Source organism: Acinetobacter rudis, assembly GCF_000829675.1.
Classification (GTDB): domain Bacteria; phylum Pseudomonadota; class Gammaproteobacteria; order Pseudomonadales; family Moraxellaceae; genus Acinetobacter; species Acinetobacter rudis.
The window spans coordinates 33,702-47,954 of the sequence record NZ_BBRX01000009.1; the positions used below are offsets into that span (position 1 = coordinate 33,702).

At 39.2% G+C, this 14,253-nt stretch carries 13 protein-coding genes and 3 pseudogenes; 14 read left to right on the forward strand and 2 right to left on the reverse strand.

All coding sequences use genetic code 11. The features are described from left to right. Positions 1–37 precede the first annotated feature (37 nt). The 3 genes and pseudogenes from Aru01_RS01920 to Aru01_RS01930 all read left to right on the forward strand — a co-directional run. A pseudogene (locus Aru01_RS01920) lies at positions 38–1,036 on the forward strand (NAD-dependent epimerase/dehydratase family protein). A gap of 123 nt (positions 1,037–1,159) precedes the next feature. Further along, positions 1,160–2,554, forward strand: a complete 1,395-nt coding sequence (gene fumC, locus Aru01_RS01925; protein ID WP_016656304.1) for a class II fumarate hydratase — start codon at positions 1,160–1,162, stop codon at positions 2,552–2,554. Positions 2,555–2,872: 318 nt separating this feature from the next. Continuing rightward, a pseudogene (locus tag Aru01_RS01930) lies at positions 2,873–3,265 on the forward strand (phage capsid protein); the annotation flags it as partial. A gap of 28 nt (positions 3,266–3,293) precedes the next feature. On the opposite strand, the gene Aru01_RS01935 reads toward Aru01_RS01930, so the two are convergent. After that, entirely contained in the window at positions 3,294–3,749 is a 456-nt protein-coding gene (locus Aru01_RS01935; RefSeq protein WP_016656302.1) for a hypothetical protein, read from the reverse strand. An 87-nt stretch (positions 3,750–3,836) separates the two neighbouring features. Here Aru01_RS01935 and Aru01_RS01940 point away from each other — a divergent pair, with 87 nt between their 5' ends. From Aru01_RS01940 to Aru01_RS01970, 7 genes are read left to right on the forward strand one after another with little or no spacing between them, the layout of a single operon-like run. Beyond that, a complete protein-coding gene (locus Aru01_RS01940; protein WP_016656301.1) occupies positions 3,837–4,400 on the forward strand; it encodes a phage connector family protein in 564 nt (187 codons plus the stop codon). Beyond that, entirely contained in the window at positions 4,400–6,484 is a 2,085-nt protein-coding gene (locus tag Aru01_RS01945) for a phage nozzle protein (RefSeq protein ID WP_016656300.1), read from the forward strand. The genes Aru01_RS01940 and Aru01_RS01945 overlap by 1 nt, the downstream gene beginning before the upstream one ends. A 2-nt stretch (positions 6,485–6,486) precedes the next feature. After that, positions 6,487–6,945 carry a GNAT family N-acetyltransferase gene (locus Aru01_RS01950; RefSeq protein ID WP_016656299.1) on the forward strand — a complete coding sequence of 153 codons (459 nt, stop codon included), beginning with the start codon at positions 6,487–6,489 and terminating at the stop codon, positions 6,943–6,945. Further along, complete coding sequence (locus Aru01_RS01955; RefSeq protein WP_016656298.1) at positions 6,938–7,429, forward strand: hypothetical protein; 492 nt, start codon at positions 6,938–6,940, stop codon at positions 7,427–7,429. Before Aru01_RS01950 ends, Aru01_RS01955 begins: the two co-directional genes overlap by 8 nt. Beyond that, positions 7,429–7,905 (forward strand): hypothetical protein, encoded by a 477-nt coding sequence (locus tag Aru01_RS01960; protein ID WP_016656297.1) that lies wholly within the window; start codon positions 7,429–7,431, stop codon positions 7,903–7,905. Before Aru01_RS01955 ends, Aru01_RS01960 begins: the two co-directional genes overlap by 1 nt. After that, positions 7,905–8,846 (forward strand): hypothetical protein, encoded by a 942-nt coding sequence (locus Aru01_RS01965; protein WP_016656296.1) that lies wholly within the window; start codon positions 7,905–7,907, stop codon positions 8,844–8,846. The genes Aru01_RS01960 and Aru01_RS01965 overlap by 1 nt, the downstream gene beginning before the upstream one ends. A 30-nt stretch (positions 8,847–8,876) precedes the next feature. Continuing rightward, positions 8,877–9,332, forward strand: a complete 456-nt coding sequence (locus Aru01_RS01970) for a hypothetical protein (RefSeq protein ID WP_040331209.1) — start codon at positions 8,877–8,879, stop codon at positions 9,330–9,332. A gap of 143 nt (positions 9,333–9,475) precedes the next feature. On the opposite strand, the gene Aru01_RS01975 is transcribed toward Aru01_RS01970, so the two are convergent. Continuing rightward, the gene (locus tag Aru01_RS01975) at positions 9,476–10,450 is read right to left on the reverse strand and encodes a hypothetical protein (protein WP_155757958.1); all 975 of its coding nucleotides are present in this window, start codon (positions 10,448–10,450) and stop codon (positions 9,476–9,478) included. A 190-nt stretch (positions 10,451–10,640) separates the two neighbouring features. Between Aru01_RS01975 and Aru01_RS01980 the strand changes: the two genes are divergently transcribed. The 4 genes and pseudogenes from Aru01_RS01980 to Aru01_RS18520 all read left to right on the forward strand — a co-directional run. Next, the gene (locus tag Aru01_RS01980; RefSeq protein WP_016656293.1) at positions 10,641–10,949 is read left to right on the forward strand and encodes a hypothetical protein; all 309 of its coding nucleotides are present in this window, start codon (positions 10,641–10,643) and stop codon (positions 10,947–10,949) included. Beyond that, complete coding sequence (gene terL / locus Aru01_RS01985; RefSeq protein WP_016656292.1) at positions 10,949–12,628, forward strand: phage terminase large subunit; 1,680 nt, start codon at positions 10,949–10,951, stop codon at positions 12,626–12,628. Before Aru01_RS01980 ends, terL begins: the two co-directional genes overlap by 1 nt. A 3-nt stretch (positions 12,629–12,631) precedes the next feature. Further along, a complete protein-coding gene (locus tag Aru01_RS18515; RefSeq protein WP_016656291.1) occupies positions 12,632–13,075 on the forward strand; it encodes a hypothetical protein in 444 nt (147 codons plus the stop codon). A gap of 126 nt (positions 13,076–13,201) precedes the next feature. Next, a pseudogene (locus Aru01_RS18520) lies at positions 13,202–14,253 on the forward strand (SGNH/GDSL hydrolase family protein); the annotation flags it as partial.

Here is a 14,253-nt window from a genome sequence, read left to right on the forward strand (position 1 = left end):
GGGTATTTAGAAAACATAAGAAATAGGAAATTACACAATGATTTTAATCACTGGTGGCTTAGGATATATCGGTTCACACGTTGCACTAAGTTTATTAGCACAACGACAAGAAGTTGTCATTATTGACAATCTTGCCAATGCAAGCTTAGAAATATTGGAACGTTTGGAATATATTTCAAGGATGTATATTCCTTTTGCCAAAATTGATATCCGCAATACACCTGCATTAAACAAGATTTTTGAACAATATTCAATTGATACTGTGGTACACACGGCGTCTTTTAAATCACTTGAAGAATCAAATTTAAAACCTTTGGAATATTACAACGATAACGTTAGCTGTATTATGAGCTTATTGCGCTCAATGTAAAGAACAGGTGTACGACGTCTCATTCAATTATCTAGTTTGACTGTATATGGCGAATCAAGTTTAGATTTAAATGAAGAGATTAAGTTTAATTATGCTTATCCAAATCCGTATATAAAATCACAACAAATGATCGAGGAAATTATTCGTGATACCTTTAAAACGGATAATGAATGGCGAATTGCGATATTACGTCTTGGTAATGTCGCAGGTGCTTTTGAGCACGGTATTTTAGGTGAAGTGGTTACACCACTACCTAAAAATATTATTCCGTTGAGTATGCAGGTCGCATCTATGCAACGTGAAGCGATTGAGTTACAAAAATTTGCTCAAACAGCAGATCAAACAGTGCAACGCAGTTTTGTACATGTGCTCGATGTTTGCGATGCAATTTCAGCCAGTATTCTATGGCTACAACAGCAAACAAATGTCTGTGAGGCTTTTGATATCGCAAATGAAGTGACTTCAATTCAGTCGCTATTAGACACTATTTCGGCTGTGACTCAGGTAAATATAAAAACAATAGAACCAAGCTATGCTACGGTTACTTTAGATCAAATTGGCTCAAATAGTACCAAAGCACAGCGTGTACTCAATTGGAAAGCACAACGTTCCATTCATAAAATGATTGAAGATGAATGGAATTATTATAGAAATACAATCAAATGAAACTGATTATCATTTACTATCTCGCGAGTTTTGATTAGTATTTACGGATACATTATAAGATCCGCTTATGTTTGATTTTATTGTATAAATAGTATTCATGATCAAATCATCGCTGAGGTAGTTATGCAAACACGTATTGAACACGACACTATGGGTGAGGTTGAAGTTCCAAGCCAAGCACTATGGGGGGCACAAACCCAGCGTAGTATCCAAAATTTTAAGATTGGCAATGAACATTTACCCCGTCCTCTGATTCGTGCTATGGGTTTAGTCAAAAAAGCAGCAGCATTAACCAATGCCGAACTTCAGCAAATTCCACAAGATTTATCTCAATATATTGTTGATGCAGCAGATGAAGTGATTGCAGGACAGTGGGATGAACAGTTTCCTTTAGTGATTTGGCAAACTGGCTCTGGCACACAAAGCAATATGAACTGTAATGAGGTTATTGCAAATATTGCTAACCAAAAGTTGGGTAACCCCCTTGGTTCACAGCGCCCAGTCCACCCGAATGATCACGTCAATCGTGCTCAATCTACCAATGACTCGTTTCCTACTGCAATTCATGTTGCAGCCAGTTTACATATACATGAATTATTAATTCCAGCAGTAAAGCAACTACGTAATACATTAGAGCAAAAAGCAGTAGCATTTGCTGATATCGTGAAAATTGGTCGTACGCATTTACAAGATGCAACGCCTTTAACATTAGGACAAGAATTTAGCGCCTACGTAACTCAGTTAGACCATGGCTTAAAACGTATAGATCAAGCTTTACAGTGGTTATATGAGCTTCCACTAGGGGGCACGGCGGTTGGAACTGGACTCAATGCTCATCCAGACTATGCTGTTGCTGCAGCTGCACAACTTAAAGAAATCACAGGGATTAACTTTGTAACGGCTCCAAATAAATTTGAAGCTTTGGCGGCACGCGATGCAATTGTTTTTGCTTCTGGTGCGCTTAAAACTTTGGCTGCCAGCTTAAATAAAATTGCAAATGACATTCGTTGGTTAGCAAGTGGACCACGCTGTGGTTTTGGTGAATTATCAATCCCTGAAAATGAACCAGGTTCAAGTATTATGCCGGGTAAAGTAAACCCGACACAGTGTGAAGCGATGACTATGGTTGTTGCACAAGTGATGGGTAACGATACAACGATTAATTTTGCCGGTGCAGCAGGAAATTTTGAATTAAATGTCTATATGCCAGTGTTAGCTTATAACTTACTACAATCTATTCAGCTTCTTGGTGATGCTTGTAATAGTTTTAATGAGCATTGTGCTGTGGGTATAGAGCCAAACCGTGAAAAAATAGACTATTTCCTACATAACTCGCTGATGTTAGTCACAGCACTTAATCCTGTAATTGGTTATGAAAATGCTGCAAAAGTAGCAAAAACAGCTTATAAACAAGGAAAGACTTTAAAACAAGTTGCTGTTGAATTAGAGCTCGTCACAGCAGAACAGTTTGATAGTATTGTACAACCAGAGAAAATGGTTTATCCCAATAGCCATTAAAATGGACTGATTTACTTACAGCTCATGAAGGCCTGAATGAAAATTTGGGCCTTTTCATATATTTAAGTTAATGAAATAAAGATTTTACAATTCTGAATGACTTTATTAGAAAGTTATGTGCTTGAAATTGCTTTTGGCTTTTTATGGCTGATATGTTCACTGGTGATTCAAGGTTGGTCAACGTGGTTCGCCCGCAGATGAGATCTGGCGAAGTATGACTCAATTTAAATTATTCCCATGGCATTATGGAACACAGCTCACGTGCAATGAGTGAGTAAACAATGTCGGCTAAGGCATGGTATGCAGCAAGACTAGGTTCTTTTCCGTGAAAACGAAGTTGATGAGCATAATGGTGAAACGCTTTATGTGCTTTATTCTGCAAAAATGTTAGAGCTGATTTTAGGTGATACAACACTTACAAGTGCTGACTTCATGGCAGGTAAAATGCTGCAGGAAGGTGGTGTCGGTGGTAAGTGGATGGGCGTCAACTGGATTCCTTACGAAAAACTAAAAGCAGGTGCTACTGCAGGTACAAAACGTACAGTTATGTATTCTGGTACCGCAGTGCATTTTGGTGACGCAGACATCACAGCTTTTGATATTTCAACTCGTCCAGACAAGAAAAACATCAAACAGGTTGGTGGTGTTCATTCATTTGGTGCAGCACGTGCCAATGAAGTGAAAGTGGTTGCGATCGACTTTACAGCTTAATCAATCCTAGCCCTGCATACGTGTGGGGCTATTTTTCATATCTAGCAAGCTTTCTAATAGGCTTTTTTAGATCACTTAGAGTTTTTGAAAATATTTTTATCTGTTCTTGTGAATCTTCTGAGTATATTCCCCAAGAGTGTTCGTCCTTATTAGCGAGATCACGTAAATGTTTCAAATGATTCAAGAAAGATTTAATTGAATTTTTATAGGTTACTACATTTGGTACTTTGTCATCCAAGAAATCCAAAGTGAAAATCAACTCCTCAATTACGATGAAGGATTCCTTATAATCTAGATTTAAAATAAGATGACTACCAATTATGGTGTCGTTAATCTCCAACTTTGACCAAATAAAGTTGATTTTTTTAAGTAAATCCTTAGCTTCTATGGCTATTACTTCTGATGATTTTTGGATACGCCAATTGAAATAAATGAATAATGCAACCAAACCAGTAAAAAATGTAGCCAATGCAGACAAATCCATAAACTTCTCTTTATTCTCGATTTAAATACACAACAAAGCATACCTAAGTTTCGATAATTATTAAAAAAATAATTTCGGATATTCAATATGTCTATTACAAAAGTACATGTATGCAACCAAGCATTGAGTTTGATTGGATCTAGCCCTATCACTTCACTAGAAGACAGTCATGCTAACGCACGTCGTTGCAAGCTGCTCTATGATCAAACACGTAAAGCTTTGTTACGGATGCATCCGTGGTCATGCGCTAAGAAGCGTGCACAGTTAGCACCAGATGTTAATCATCAACTGTTTGGCTATCGCCATGCCTTTCCATTACCTAAAGATTTCCTACGTGTGATCGATGTCGGCAGCACTGCATTTGAAATTGAAAATCGCCACATCCTATCTAATGCTAATCTGATCAACCTTGTTTATATCTTCGACAATGATAATGAGGACACATGGGATTCATTGCTTGTCGAAGCTATGGCGCTGTATATGGCCCATAAAATTGCCAAACCAACAACAGGTAGTAATGCTGAGGCTGATAGCGCATGGCAACAGCTTCAAATGATTTTAAAGCAAGCACGTGCGATCAATGGCCAAGAGCGACCAAGCCAAGATTTTAGCGCCTCATATCAATCTGAATTGATTGGAGTGCGCTACTAATGGCTAAGACTTCAACGATGAAAAATAACTTTAGTTCTGGTGAGTTAGCACCTGTTCTAAGCACTCGTACTGATATTGCACAGTATGGCAATGGAGCCAAAACACTTAAAAATTGTATCCCCTTGGTCGAAGGTGGCGTGAGAAAAAGACCAGGTACTTTATTTAGATCCATTATGGCTGAAGCAAGACGTTTAATTACATTTGCCACCACATCAAAGGATTCGTATTTATTGATCCTTGGGGCTAAATCTATAAGCGTCTATGATCCGCGCAAACATACCATAGTCATTCGTTTAGATACGCCATATGAGTTAGAACAAGTTGCTGATATTCAGTATGTGCACACTCGTTATGTCATGTATTTCACTCACCCAAAACATCCAGTGCATATGCTGCAATGTTCGGAGGATTTTACCAACTGGCAATTTAGTGAACTTAAATACGATGTGCCTCCAATGGATGAGGTTATAACAACCCCGAACGTAGCATTAACACCAAGTGGTAAGGATGTAGGCGAAACCATATCTCTATCAGCTTCTAGCTATCCGACTTGGAATGCAGCAACTACATATTTTCAAGATGATCGAGTGATCCACTTAAACTCATTTTGGAAAGCTTTAAGGGATAACGTCAATTCACAGCCAACTCTTGAAAATGATGACTGGGAATCAGTTGAGGGCGAACAGGTTGATGCTTTTAAACCTGAGCATGTTGGGGCAATTATTCACATCAATGGTGGCTATGTCCGCGTGACTGAGTTTATTAGCTTTTGGCAACTTAAAGGCGAAGTGATTGTTGAATTAACGGCTGTTGTTCAAGCTATTGCTAAATCTTGGGTTCTAAAGACTGCAGCGTTTAGTGATGAACTAGGTTATCCCAAGTGTATATCGTTCTATAAACAGCGCCTTGTTTTTGGCAATACAAAGAAGTTTCCGAACAAGATCTGGTTTAGTGCTGTAGGTGTACCAACTAATTTTCTAGAGACTGCAGACGATGGGGATGCATTTAGCGTTGTATCTTCTTCTGATCAATCCCACTCAATTATGTTTCTTGTTCCAACAAAAGGACTGGTCGCATTAACCAGTGGTGCTGAGTTCTTAATTGGATCGGATGGAGTGCTTGCACCTGCCTCAGTACAGATTGATGAGCACACGACCTATGGTGCATATCCACTCACACGGCCTTGTCGAGTTGGTAATGAGCTTTTATTCGTACAGCGAGGCGGTGAGCGTTTACGTGCATTGTCCTACCGTTATGAAGTGGACGGACTTGTATCACCAGAAGTCAGTGCATTATCCCGACACATTGGCCAGATCCACGGTGGCATCCTTGAAATTACATATCAGCAAGAGCCTGAAAGCTTGGTGTGGTTGACCTTAGCAGATGGTAAGGCAGCAAGTATCACATTCAACCGCGAACAAGAAGTCGTGGCATGGGCGCAGCATGACTTTGGCGGGAAAGTAAAAAGTGTTTGCTCAGTACCTAGTGAATTGGGCAGCGATCTATGTTTCATGCTTGTTGAGCGCAATGGATCTATTGTGCTTGAGGAGATTTCATTTAATGCATTTACAGACTGTGAGCGATCGATAAGCCTTGGCAAAAATGAAAACAGCTTTTTGGCTTCTACTGTCAGCGAATTGACCAGTATCGAAGCCTATCAGATCGATGGAGAGAGCCAATATTCGATTGGATCTACACGTTCTGAAGATCAAATTATTTTAGATGTCAGCAAAGGTTTTGCTCAAACTGTACATGTTGGCCAACCTTTTGAAGTTGAAATTGTGATGTTTCCACCTGAGCTATCACAAGTGCCGCTTACCTCGCTTTCATACAAAGCTAAAGTGTTATGGATGGCTTTCTATTTCAACAAGTCACAAGCCCCAATTTTTAATGGTGAATTACTCAACCTTTATAAATTTGATGACAATATTTTCGGTGCACCAAAGCCGTTTACTGGTCGTCATTTAGAAGAAGGTGGCACTTGGGCCGATCTTTACGAAATGGATCTCACGATAACACACAACAAACCGCTACCTTTTCACTTGCAAGCTGTAGCTATCGACCTCGCAATCAATGAGAGATAGCAATGAAAATACGTGTAGCAACATTAGAAGATATTCCAACGCTGGTTGAGCTTGGCCAGCAATTCATTTTAGAAGCACCTAATTATTCTGGCCGCGTAATTAACATTGATGTGTTGACAGAAAACTTTAAAGAAATCATCAACGGCAGTGGTTGTATTTTCATTGCTGAGCTTGGTTCGTTTGCTATTGGTGGGATTGTATGTTCATCGACTAAAGATTGGTTTGATGGCCAGACAGTAGCATTTGAACAGGTCTTTTATGTTAAGCCTGAATATCGAGTAACCAATGCAGCAATTAACTTGCTGTCAGTATTCATCGAATGGGCAGAATTGATCAAAGCAGATCGTGTGCAAGTGGGTACAACTACAGGTATTCAAACAAAAGGATGTTTACGACTCTATAAGAAATTTGGCTTTCGTGAGCATGGCATTGTTTTAGATATGGAGCTTGGTAATGACTGAGATTATTCAACCTGAAAACACACAATACTTACAGAGCCTTTTAAAAAGTATGGAGCTGCAGAGTCGATCTTATGTTGAAGTTGTTCGTGATGTTCAGCAACAGATCCAAGGCAATGCAGATCTGATTGATGTTCCAGTGGTTCACCATTTTGCACCAGGCGTTTATATGCGTCAGATGAATGCAGCTGCAGGAACAATTGTGGTTAGCAAGATGCATCGTACTGAACACATGAACATTTTAACCAAGGGCTCAATCACTGTGGCCACGGAAAATGGCATTGAGTTTTTACGTGCACCGGTTGTTTTAAAATCCATGCCCGGTACAAAACGTATTGGCTATTTTCATGAGGATAGTTCTTGGATCACTGTACACCCAACCGATGAAACAGATCTAGAAGTGATCGAGCAGCAAGTTATTGTGCCAGATGATGAAATTGATCAATTCCTTGCTTCATTACCTAATCAAGTTAAGGAGATTGAATAATGTCATGGGCAGCAGTAGCGGCGGTTGCCGCAGCAGCAGGGGCAGCTATAGCGGGTTATTCAAGTTACCAAGGCAATAAAACTGCAGCTAAACAAGCGGAAGCAGATGCTGAAGCACAAGTGCAGCAAGGCCGACTTGAGGCTGAACGAATTCGTAAGGAAAAAGAAAAAACACAATCTGCAGCACGTGCAGCTGCAGCAGAAAACGGCCTTGATGTAAATGAGGGTGTTGCTCTGGTCATTAACGATGACATTGAACGTCGTGGCACATATGACGAAGAAGTTGCAAAGCTGATGGGTTACAACGCCTCACAGCAATTAAAAGGTGCAGCTAGTGTGCATCGATCCAATGCAAATGCTAGTGCAGCTGCAGGTGTGGCCAATACCGTTTCTGCTATTGGAAGTTATCAATCTAAACAGAGTGCTAAGAGCGGTGGCTATAAGGCTAATCAACCTCAAAAGAATGGGTGGAAATAATGGCTAGAATTCCAGTAGGTAACTTTGGGCAGTCCATAGTACAAGCCCATCAAACTCAATTGCCACAAGATCGTAGCGGTCAGATCATTGGTGGTATGTTGCAAGGTGCAGGGCAACAGCTTGGCGAATATGCAGAACAGCAAGACCAAGCGCAACGTGCAGCTGAGGAATCTGCAAAGCGCCTTGAACTTTTTCATAACGAGCTAGATAAAAAAGAGGGGCAACTTAAAGTTGATGAAGTTCTTACAACCGAGTTTAGTGATAAGACCACGGATCTACGCAACCAAGTAGGCAACGGCACACTGTCTGCAGCTGCAGCAGATACAGAATTAAAGAAATGGTCCAGTGATCGTTTTGCTGAACTACGTGGGGAGTTGACTCATTTTGCTCAAAAAGATTATGAAGATAGTTGGAATGCTAACGTTAATAAGCAATCTGGTTCTTTCCTACCACTGCAGTTGAAAGCGACAGAAAATAAAGATCGAGTGCTTAATGGTGTGGCTTTAGCCAATGCAACACGTATGCCGCGTGATGAGGGGCGACATTCACTTAATGAATATCTCAAAACCTCTGCAGTATCGGAAGCTGAAAAACAGCAGATCCGATGGGATTTTGAAGTGGCTCAAGATCGTAAAGAATTAGATGTAGGTATCGAATCAGCATTTGCTTCAGGTGATGTTGCAGCACTCAAACAGGTTCAGGAATCAATTAAAGATAAAAAGTTTCTCGATAGTAAAGTGGCTCAATCATATAGCTCATCTATTTCTAGCAAGATCATGACTTTAAATAACCGTGCTGAAATTGCAGAAAATAAGCGCGTAAATGAGGCAGGTAAGGTATTTAATGAGTTCAAGCGCCAAGTTTTAACAGGTGTTGCTCTAGGTAAGACAACATTCGTGCGCCAGATTTTGGAAAAGTTATTGGTAATTAGTTTGGTGTAAATATTATTATTGATTTTGAAGGGGGGTGAAGTGATTAAAGTAATAACTATATTATTATTGTTTTTCTCAACTAGTTGTTTTGCTGAGACAGAAATGGATAGGCAATTAAAAATAATGGGTTTGGTTGATAGTAATTACAAAGTTACCGATGAGGCAGAATATATAAAATTTTGGAGAAATGTATCAAAAGAAACGGTGAAAAATTTACCAATTCATCTTAGCGACGAAAGCAGAATCGTCATGATGGGCATATCTCCTGATTTATATTTTATGACTATGGAGCTGGATGTTGAAGAGGATACTTTGGAAATTGAACAACGATATCTCAACGCATCTAAGAGTAATTTCTGTAAGTCAAATTATGGAAAGAGTAAGGTAATTCGGGCTAATGGTGGGATGACTGTCGCAATAATGGTGGTAAATAAATATTATGAAAATATTCTGGATTATAGGTTTTCATCCCTAGAGTGCCCTATTTCAGAATAACTACTGATATTGAAATCTAGTACACGCTGGTTAGAAGACGATAGTATTCGTGCACCAGATTTTGAGAAAGCTATAGGGCAGTAATTTATAAAATTAATGATTAAGTAACTTTAAAGCCCCATCAATAGATAGGGCTTATTCTTTTATTGGGTGGGGGTGTCTTTGGGGTTGCTTGGATCTGCTGATTTGGCTAGTGGTTGGTTAAACCCCTTAACAACCTCAGCTGATGCTTTGACTAATTCGGTAGTGCTTTTCATTTGATCCAAAATTAGATTAGACATGTCCTTATGAGTAGATCCATCAATTTCTCGCCCAAAATATTTAAGAGCCAGTTCTTTTCGAATTGATGCTGCTTCGTTGGTTGGGATGCTCTCCATGAAGCTTGGGTATGCTTGTAGTTCAATTTGAGTTTGGTAGTTCTGGTCAGCCAGCTTTTGGTAGTGCACTGATTGTTTTACAAAGTAACTAATTAAAGTGACTCCAACAACTAGTAAAGAAACTTTTAAAACCCAGAATTCGGTATCTCCTATTTGTAAAGCACTTATAACTTTTGATTTAAACAGTAATAACAAAAAAGCTAGGATCAATACCGTGGCGACAGTTCTATAGAAATATTTTCGATATTTCTTTTCAAATTTTTGGTATTTTAAAACAGCGTTATTGTAAATACCTTCAGTTAATCCATTGTCAGCTATATTTCTGAGCCGTTTAAAGGTTTCCAGCTCTTTATTGACATCCACAATTGATTGATTTATTAGCTTGGTTGTATATTTGTTAAACTCAAGGTTTAAGTCTCGTATAGTAGAGAGGTAATTTGCTAAAACAAGTAATTGATTTGAGAAATTCTCCAGTTCTTCTTTTGTTCTGCCATTAATAAGATCAGTTTCCCAATATTTAAACTTATCATATAAGTCAGTAATAATTTTTGATATGTAGGGAAATAATTCTGGTACTTTTATTAATAAGTAATTATTTTCAATGATGTTTTTAATTATGATTATACTGTTTTGTGTGTTGTGCAAGTAACCATCTAATATATGCTCTTCCTGAGTAATAGTTTTATCTAGTATATCTAGTTGTTCTATTAATGTTTCTGTGAAGAACATTTCAGTTTGCATGTTATCCATTGGTTTAATATCAAATAATTTCCTATAGTTTTATTATTATATTTAATAATTTACCTAACAGCTATAATAAATTAAAAAATAAAATATCAGTTGCAAAATAGTGGGATAATTATAGTTAAAATCACCCAACAAACCGCACCTCAATCCCTCGTATGTTTAACCAATATAGGGGGGATTTTTTATGCGTGAAGATCAAATTAAAGAGCTTGAAGAACTGTCGGAAACAATGACAGCAGATATGATTCAAATTGCCTATGCTGCAGTCGAATGTAAGTTTGATACAGAAGAAAATCGGGGTAATAAAGTTTGGCTCTATAAGGGCTTAAATCAATGTGCATCTGCTATTACTAAGGTTGAGCAAGTATTGGCTTACCGTCGAGGCGGGCTACCACCAGTCAGTACAACCGAAGCCACTCAAGCCAAACACGAAGCCAATTTAATCAAAAAGGCAGAGATGGAAGCTGCGAAGCTTAAACAGCGACTCAGTTAATGATTCAACCTAAGGTCAGTTTTCTCGCATTTTTTATTCTTTGGGCAGAGTACCAAGAATGGAAAGTGCCAGAGTTCCACGTTTTAGTATGTATTTTCTTGGAGGGCTTTTATTTAAATGGCCGTACAGGATTACTCATGCTACCGCGTGGGCATTCAAAATCAACAATTCTAGATGTGTTCAATGCTTGGGTGATTTATTGCTGGCCACAAACTCAGATCCTGCACCAAGGAACCACGGATGAAGATGCCTATAAGTGCTCAAACGGCACAAAAGAAGTCTTAGAAAAACATCCACTATGCGTAGGAAATCCAAGCGTTAAAAGAAAAAAGGGCGAGATCGAACGATGGTGGGTCAATGGAACTAAGGACGTTCGTTACGGAACTATGTTGGCCAAAGGGATTTTATCTGGTGTGACTGGCCACCGTGCCCATTTTATTCAAAACGATGACGTTGAAACACCTAAGACAACAGCTAATCCAAAACAGCGAGAGAGCCTTGTACATAAGCTCTCAGAGCAAACACATATTGCTTACCCAAAAGCTAAAAAGCTTTGGATAGGTACACCGCATTCGCATGACTCACTGTACGAAAAAATCAAAAAGAGAAAGAGGATTGATGTCTTGATACTCAAAATGTTTGAACATGAAAAGCGTATAGAGGCTGCAGTATCAGGCACCAAGTACATAATAGATTTTGAGCCTATACATGCCTTTGCTGGTATTGGTACTGGTTCTAAATATCTACACAAAGGGCAGGATTATACCTGCAGAAAAACAGGCAATGTCTACACCATAGTTCTATCAGACAATCACCATATTGCTGATTTTTACTCAGAAAGTATTTGGTCAGAAAGATTTGATGCAGAGGAAATGGCTGCACGTCGTGAAGAATGTACCACTTTAAATGAGTGGGATTCACAGTATCAGATGCATGCCAAACCAATTGGTGATGTCCGACTCGATCCAGACAAATTAATCCCATATGAAGTTGAGCCAATCCTAAAACGAGCTAATGGCCAATACTACATGATGCTGGGTGAGCGTCGAATTGTTGGTATTACATGCCGTTGGGATCCAGCAAGCGGAAATAAGAAAGCGGATGCATCATCCGTAGCTTTGGTGCTGCACGATGATATAGGTAATAAATATTGGCATCGATCCATTGAGCTTACAGGTGAGGTTGTTAAACACAGTGAGGATGGATCTATTACTGGTGGCCAAGTCTGGCAACTATGCGACCTAATTGAACAATTCCATATTCCAAAAATTGTTATCGAAAAGAATGGTATAGGTGAGTTTGCACCTGCTTCACTCAAAGGAGCACTTAAGGCTCGTAAGCTTCGTTGTGGTGTAGATCCACAACCATCAACCAAAAGTAAAAATATGCGAATCCTAGATGCGCTTGAAGGCCCCCTAGTTTCTGGCCTTATGTGGGCGCATGTGTCAGTCCTTGATACGGAGCAAGGTGAGAATACATCACGCCAATATAAACAAATGCAGCAGTTTAATCCAGCCATTACAGATCAAGAGGATGATCACCTAGATTCTTTAGCGGGTGCAGTGGTTGAAAGTCCTGAACGTATAGGGAAATTACACAGAACATCTGTACCGAATGAGTCGCCTAATTGGAGAGAGAACAGCGGGGTCATTGAAGCCGCTTTAGATTTCCAAAGGTGATTTATGTCAGTACCCAATCAAGTGCCTATAGTCACATATACGGCCAACGGAACAACAGCAAGTTTCCCAATAACTTTTGATCTGCATGATGAGCGATATTTAGTTGTTACGGTAAACAAAGAGCGCCCTCCAGTGGGCAGCTATGCGGTCAATATGGAAGATGGTGCAGTGGTGTTTCGTACCCCACCTAACAACGGTGATGAAGTAACACTGGCCCGTGATACTGTGCCAGATCGTCAGACCAACTTTGAGTCATACAACAACAGTATGCGGCCAGAAGCATTTAATTATGACTTAGATAAGATCTGGCATTTCCTCCAAGAGCAAAATTTAATTGATGCTATTTCATTGGCACGTATTAAAGATGAGATCGAGTGGCGACGTACACATGATTTCAATTATGACATGCTGGCTCAAGTGCGTGAAAAGCAGATATTTGAAAGTTGAAAAAAGTACGTCGATACATTCATCGCTGCAACCAATCCCAATATCTTTGGTGGTGTAACTGCAGGTGTTGTATTTTCACTTGATCATAAAAGCGTACAAACGCATTTAGAGGATATTGCAGATCAGTTGGAGCAGAGTCGAGAGGATATCAAGGATCGACCGACCAATGAATTGTTTGAGCAAGAGCTTAATAAAAAGGCAAATACATTGGATGTAGAAAAAGAGTTTGAGTTGACTAATTCAAAGATTCAGGCAGCAGAAAAAGGGTTGCTCATTTTTTCATTTGAGGAGGATCTACTAAAACAGAAGCCTTTAACTGAGCCTGTTGCTGGTAAGGCGTATGACACTCGCAAAGAGTGGATCTGGGAAACACGTGCACCAGATACTCAACCAAAATGGCACGACACTGGATTGAGTGAATTGGATCAGGCAATTAATTATACAAATTCAATATTGCAAGATGTAATTCCGCTTTCCAATGGTAGTGTTAATTTAGCGAATAGAAATGGACGTTATTTACTCAATCCTAATAATCATTATAGCGATCTGCCTATAGGTTTTGTACTTAATGAAGAGTCGATCATTCATGTAACACCATCTGTTCCAGGATACTTTAGACAAGAACTGTATAGTTTTACAAAAGCTACAACAGTTTGGTCTAGAGTTTGTAGATATTCTGATGGGGTAGGAATATGGCGCGATCCCTCTAATCCATTTGATGGTGTTTTTGATGCAATTGATCCTACAACTATTTTATTTCGTGGCCGATATGTTGTAACTAATCCTAAGAATATGCCTGAGAGTTTTTCTGGTGCTGCATTAGTTTGTATTGATCGCTATGGTGGCTTTAAAGAAATAACTGTTTCACAAACAGGTACGACAACGAAGAAGTGGAAAAAAATTAATAATGGGGAATGGGAAAATGCTGCTCCACATCCATTTGTTCTTACAAATGATCGCTTCTCGTCTGGATATAATTTTAGAGGGTTATTCACAGATGCTGACTGTAACTCATGTTTAAGCGAGGGTAATTACCTTCTTAATGGGAAGTATATTAATGGGCCTAAGGGCTTTAAAGACACATTGAAACTCAATGTTAGTGTTTTCGGCTCATTTATAGTACATCGAGCAACCAGTCCAGAACATAATGGTGAAATACAGGAGAGACAATCATCATT

Excerpts from the sequence above, each read along its gene's own strand:
- fumC (WP_016656304.1), top strand. The coding sequence starts at position 1,160 with ATGCAAACACGTATTGAACACGACACTATGGGTGAGGTTGAAGTTCCA.
- Aru01_RS01935 (WP_016656302.1), bottom strand. The coding sequence starts at position 3,749 with ATGGATTTGTCTGCATTGGCTACATTTTTTACTGGTTTGGTTGCATTA.
- Aru01_RS01940 (WP_016656301.1), top strand. The coding sequence starts at position 3,837 with ATGTCTATTACAAAAGTACATGTATGCAACCAAGCATTGAGTTTGATT.
- Aru01_RS01945 (WP_016656300.1), top strand. The coding sequence starts at position 4,400 with ATGGCTAAGACTTCAACGATGAAAAATAACTTTAGTTCTGGTGAGTTA.
- Aru01_RS01950 (WP_016656299.1), top strand. The coding sequence starts at position 6,487 with ATGAAAATACGTGTAGCAACATTAGAAGATATTCCAACGCTGGTTGAG.
- Aru01_RS01955 (WP_016656298.1), top strand. The coding sequence starts at position 6,938 with ATGACTGAGATTATTCAACCTGAAAACACACAATACTTACAGAGCCTT.
- Aru01_RS01960 (WP_016656297.1), top strand. The coding sequence starts at position 7,429 with ATGTCATGGGCAGCAGTAGCGGCGGTTGCCGCAGCAGCAGGGGCAGCT.
- Aru01_RS01965 (WP_016656296.1), top strand. The coding sequence starts at position 7,905 with ATGGCTAGAATTCCAGTAGGTAACTTTGGGCAGTCCATAGTACAAGCC.
- Aru01_RS01975 (WP_155757958.1), bottom strand. The coding sequence starts at position 10,450 with ATGCAAACTGAAATGTTCTTCACAGAAACATTAATAGAACAACTAGAT.
- Aru01_RS01980 (WP_016656293.1), top strand. The coding sequence starts at position 10,641 with ATGCGTGAAGATCAAATTAAAGAGCTTGAAGAACTGTCGGAAACAATG.
- terL (WP_016656292.1), top strand. The coding sequence starts at position 10,949 with ATGATTCAACCTAAGGTCAGTTTTCTCGCATTTTTTATTCTTTGGGCA.
- Aru01_RS18515 (WP_016656291.1), top strand. The coding sequence starts at position 12,632 with ATGTCAGTACCCAATCAAGTGCCTATAGTCACATATACGGCCAACGGA.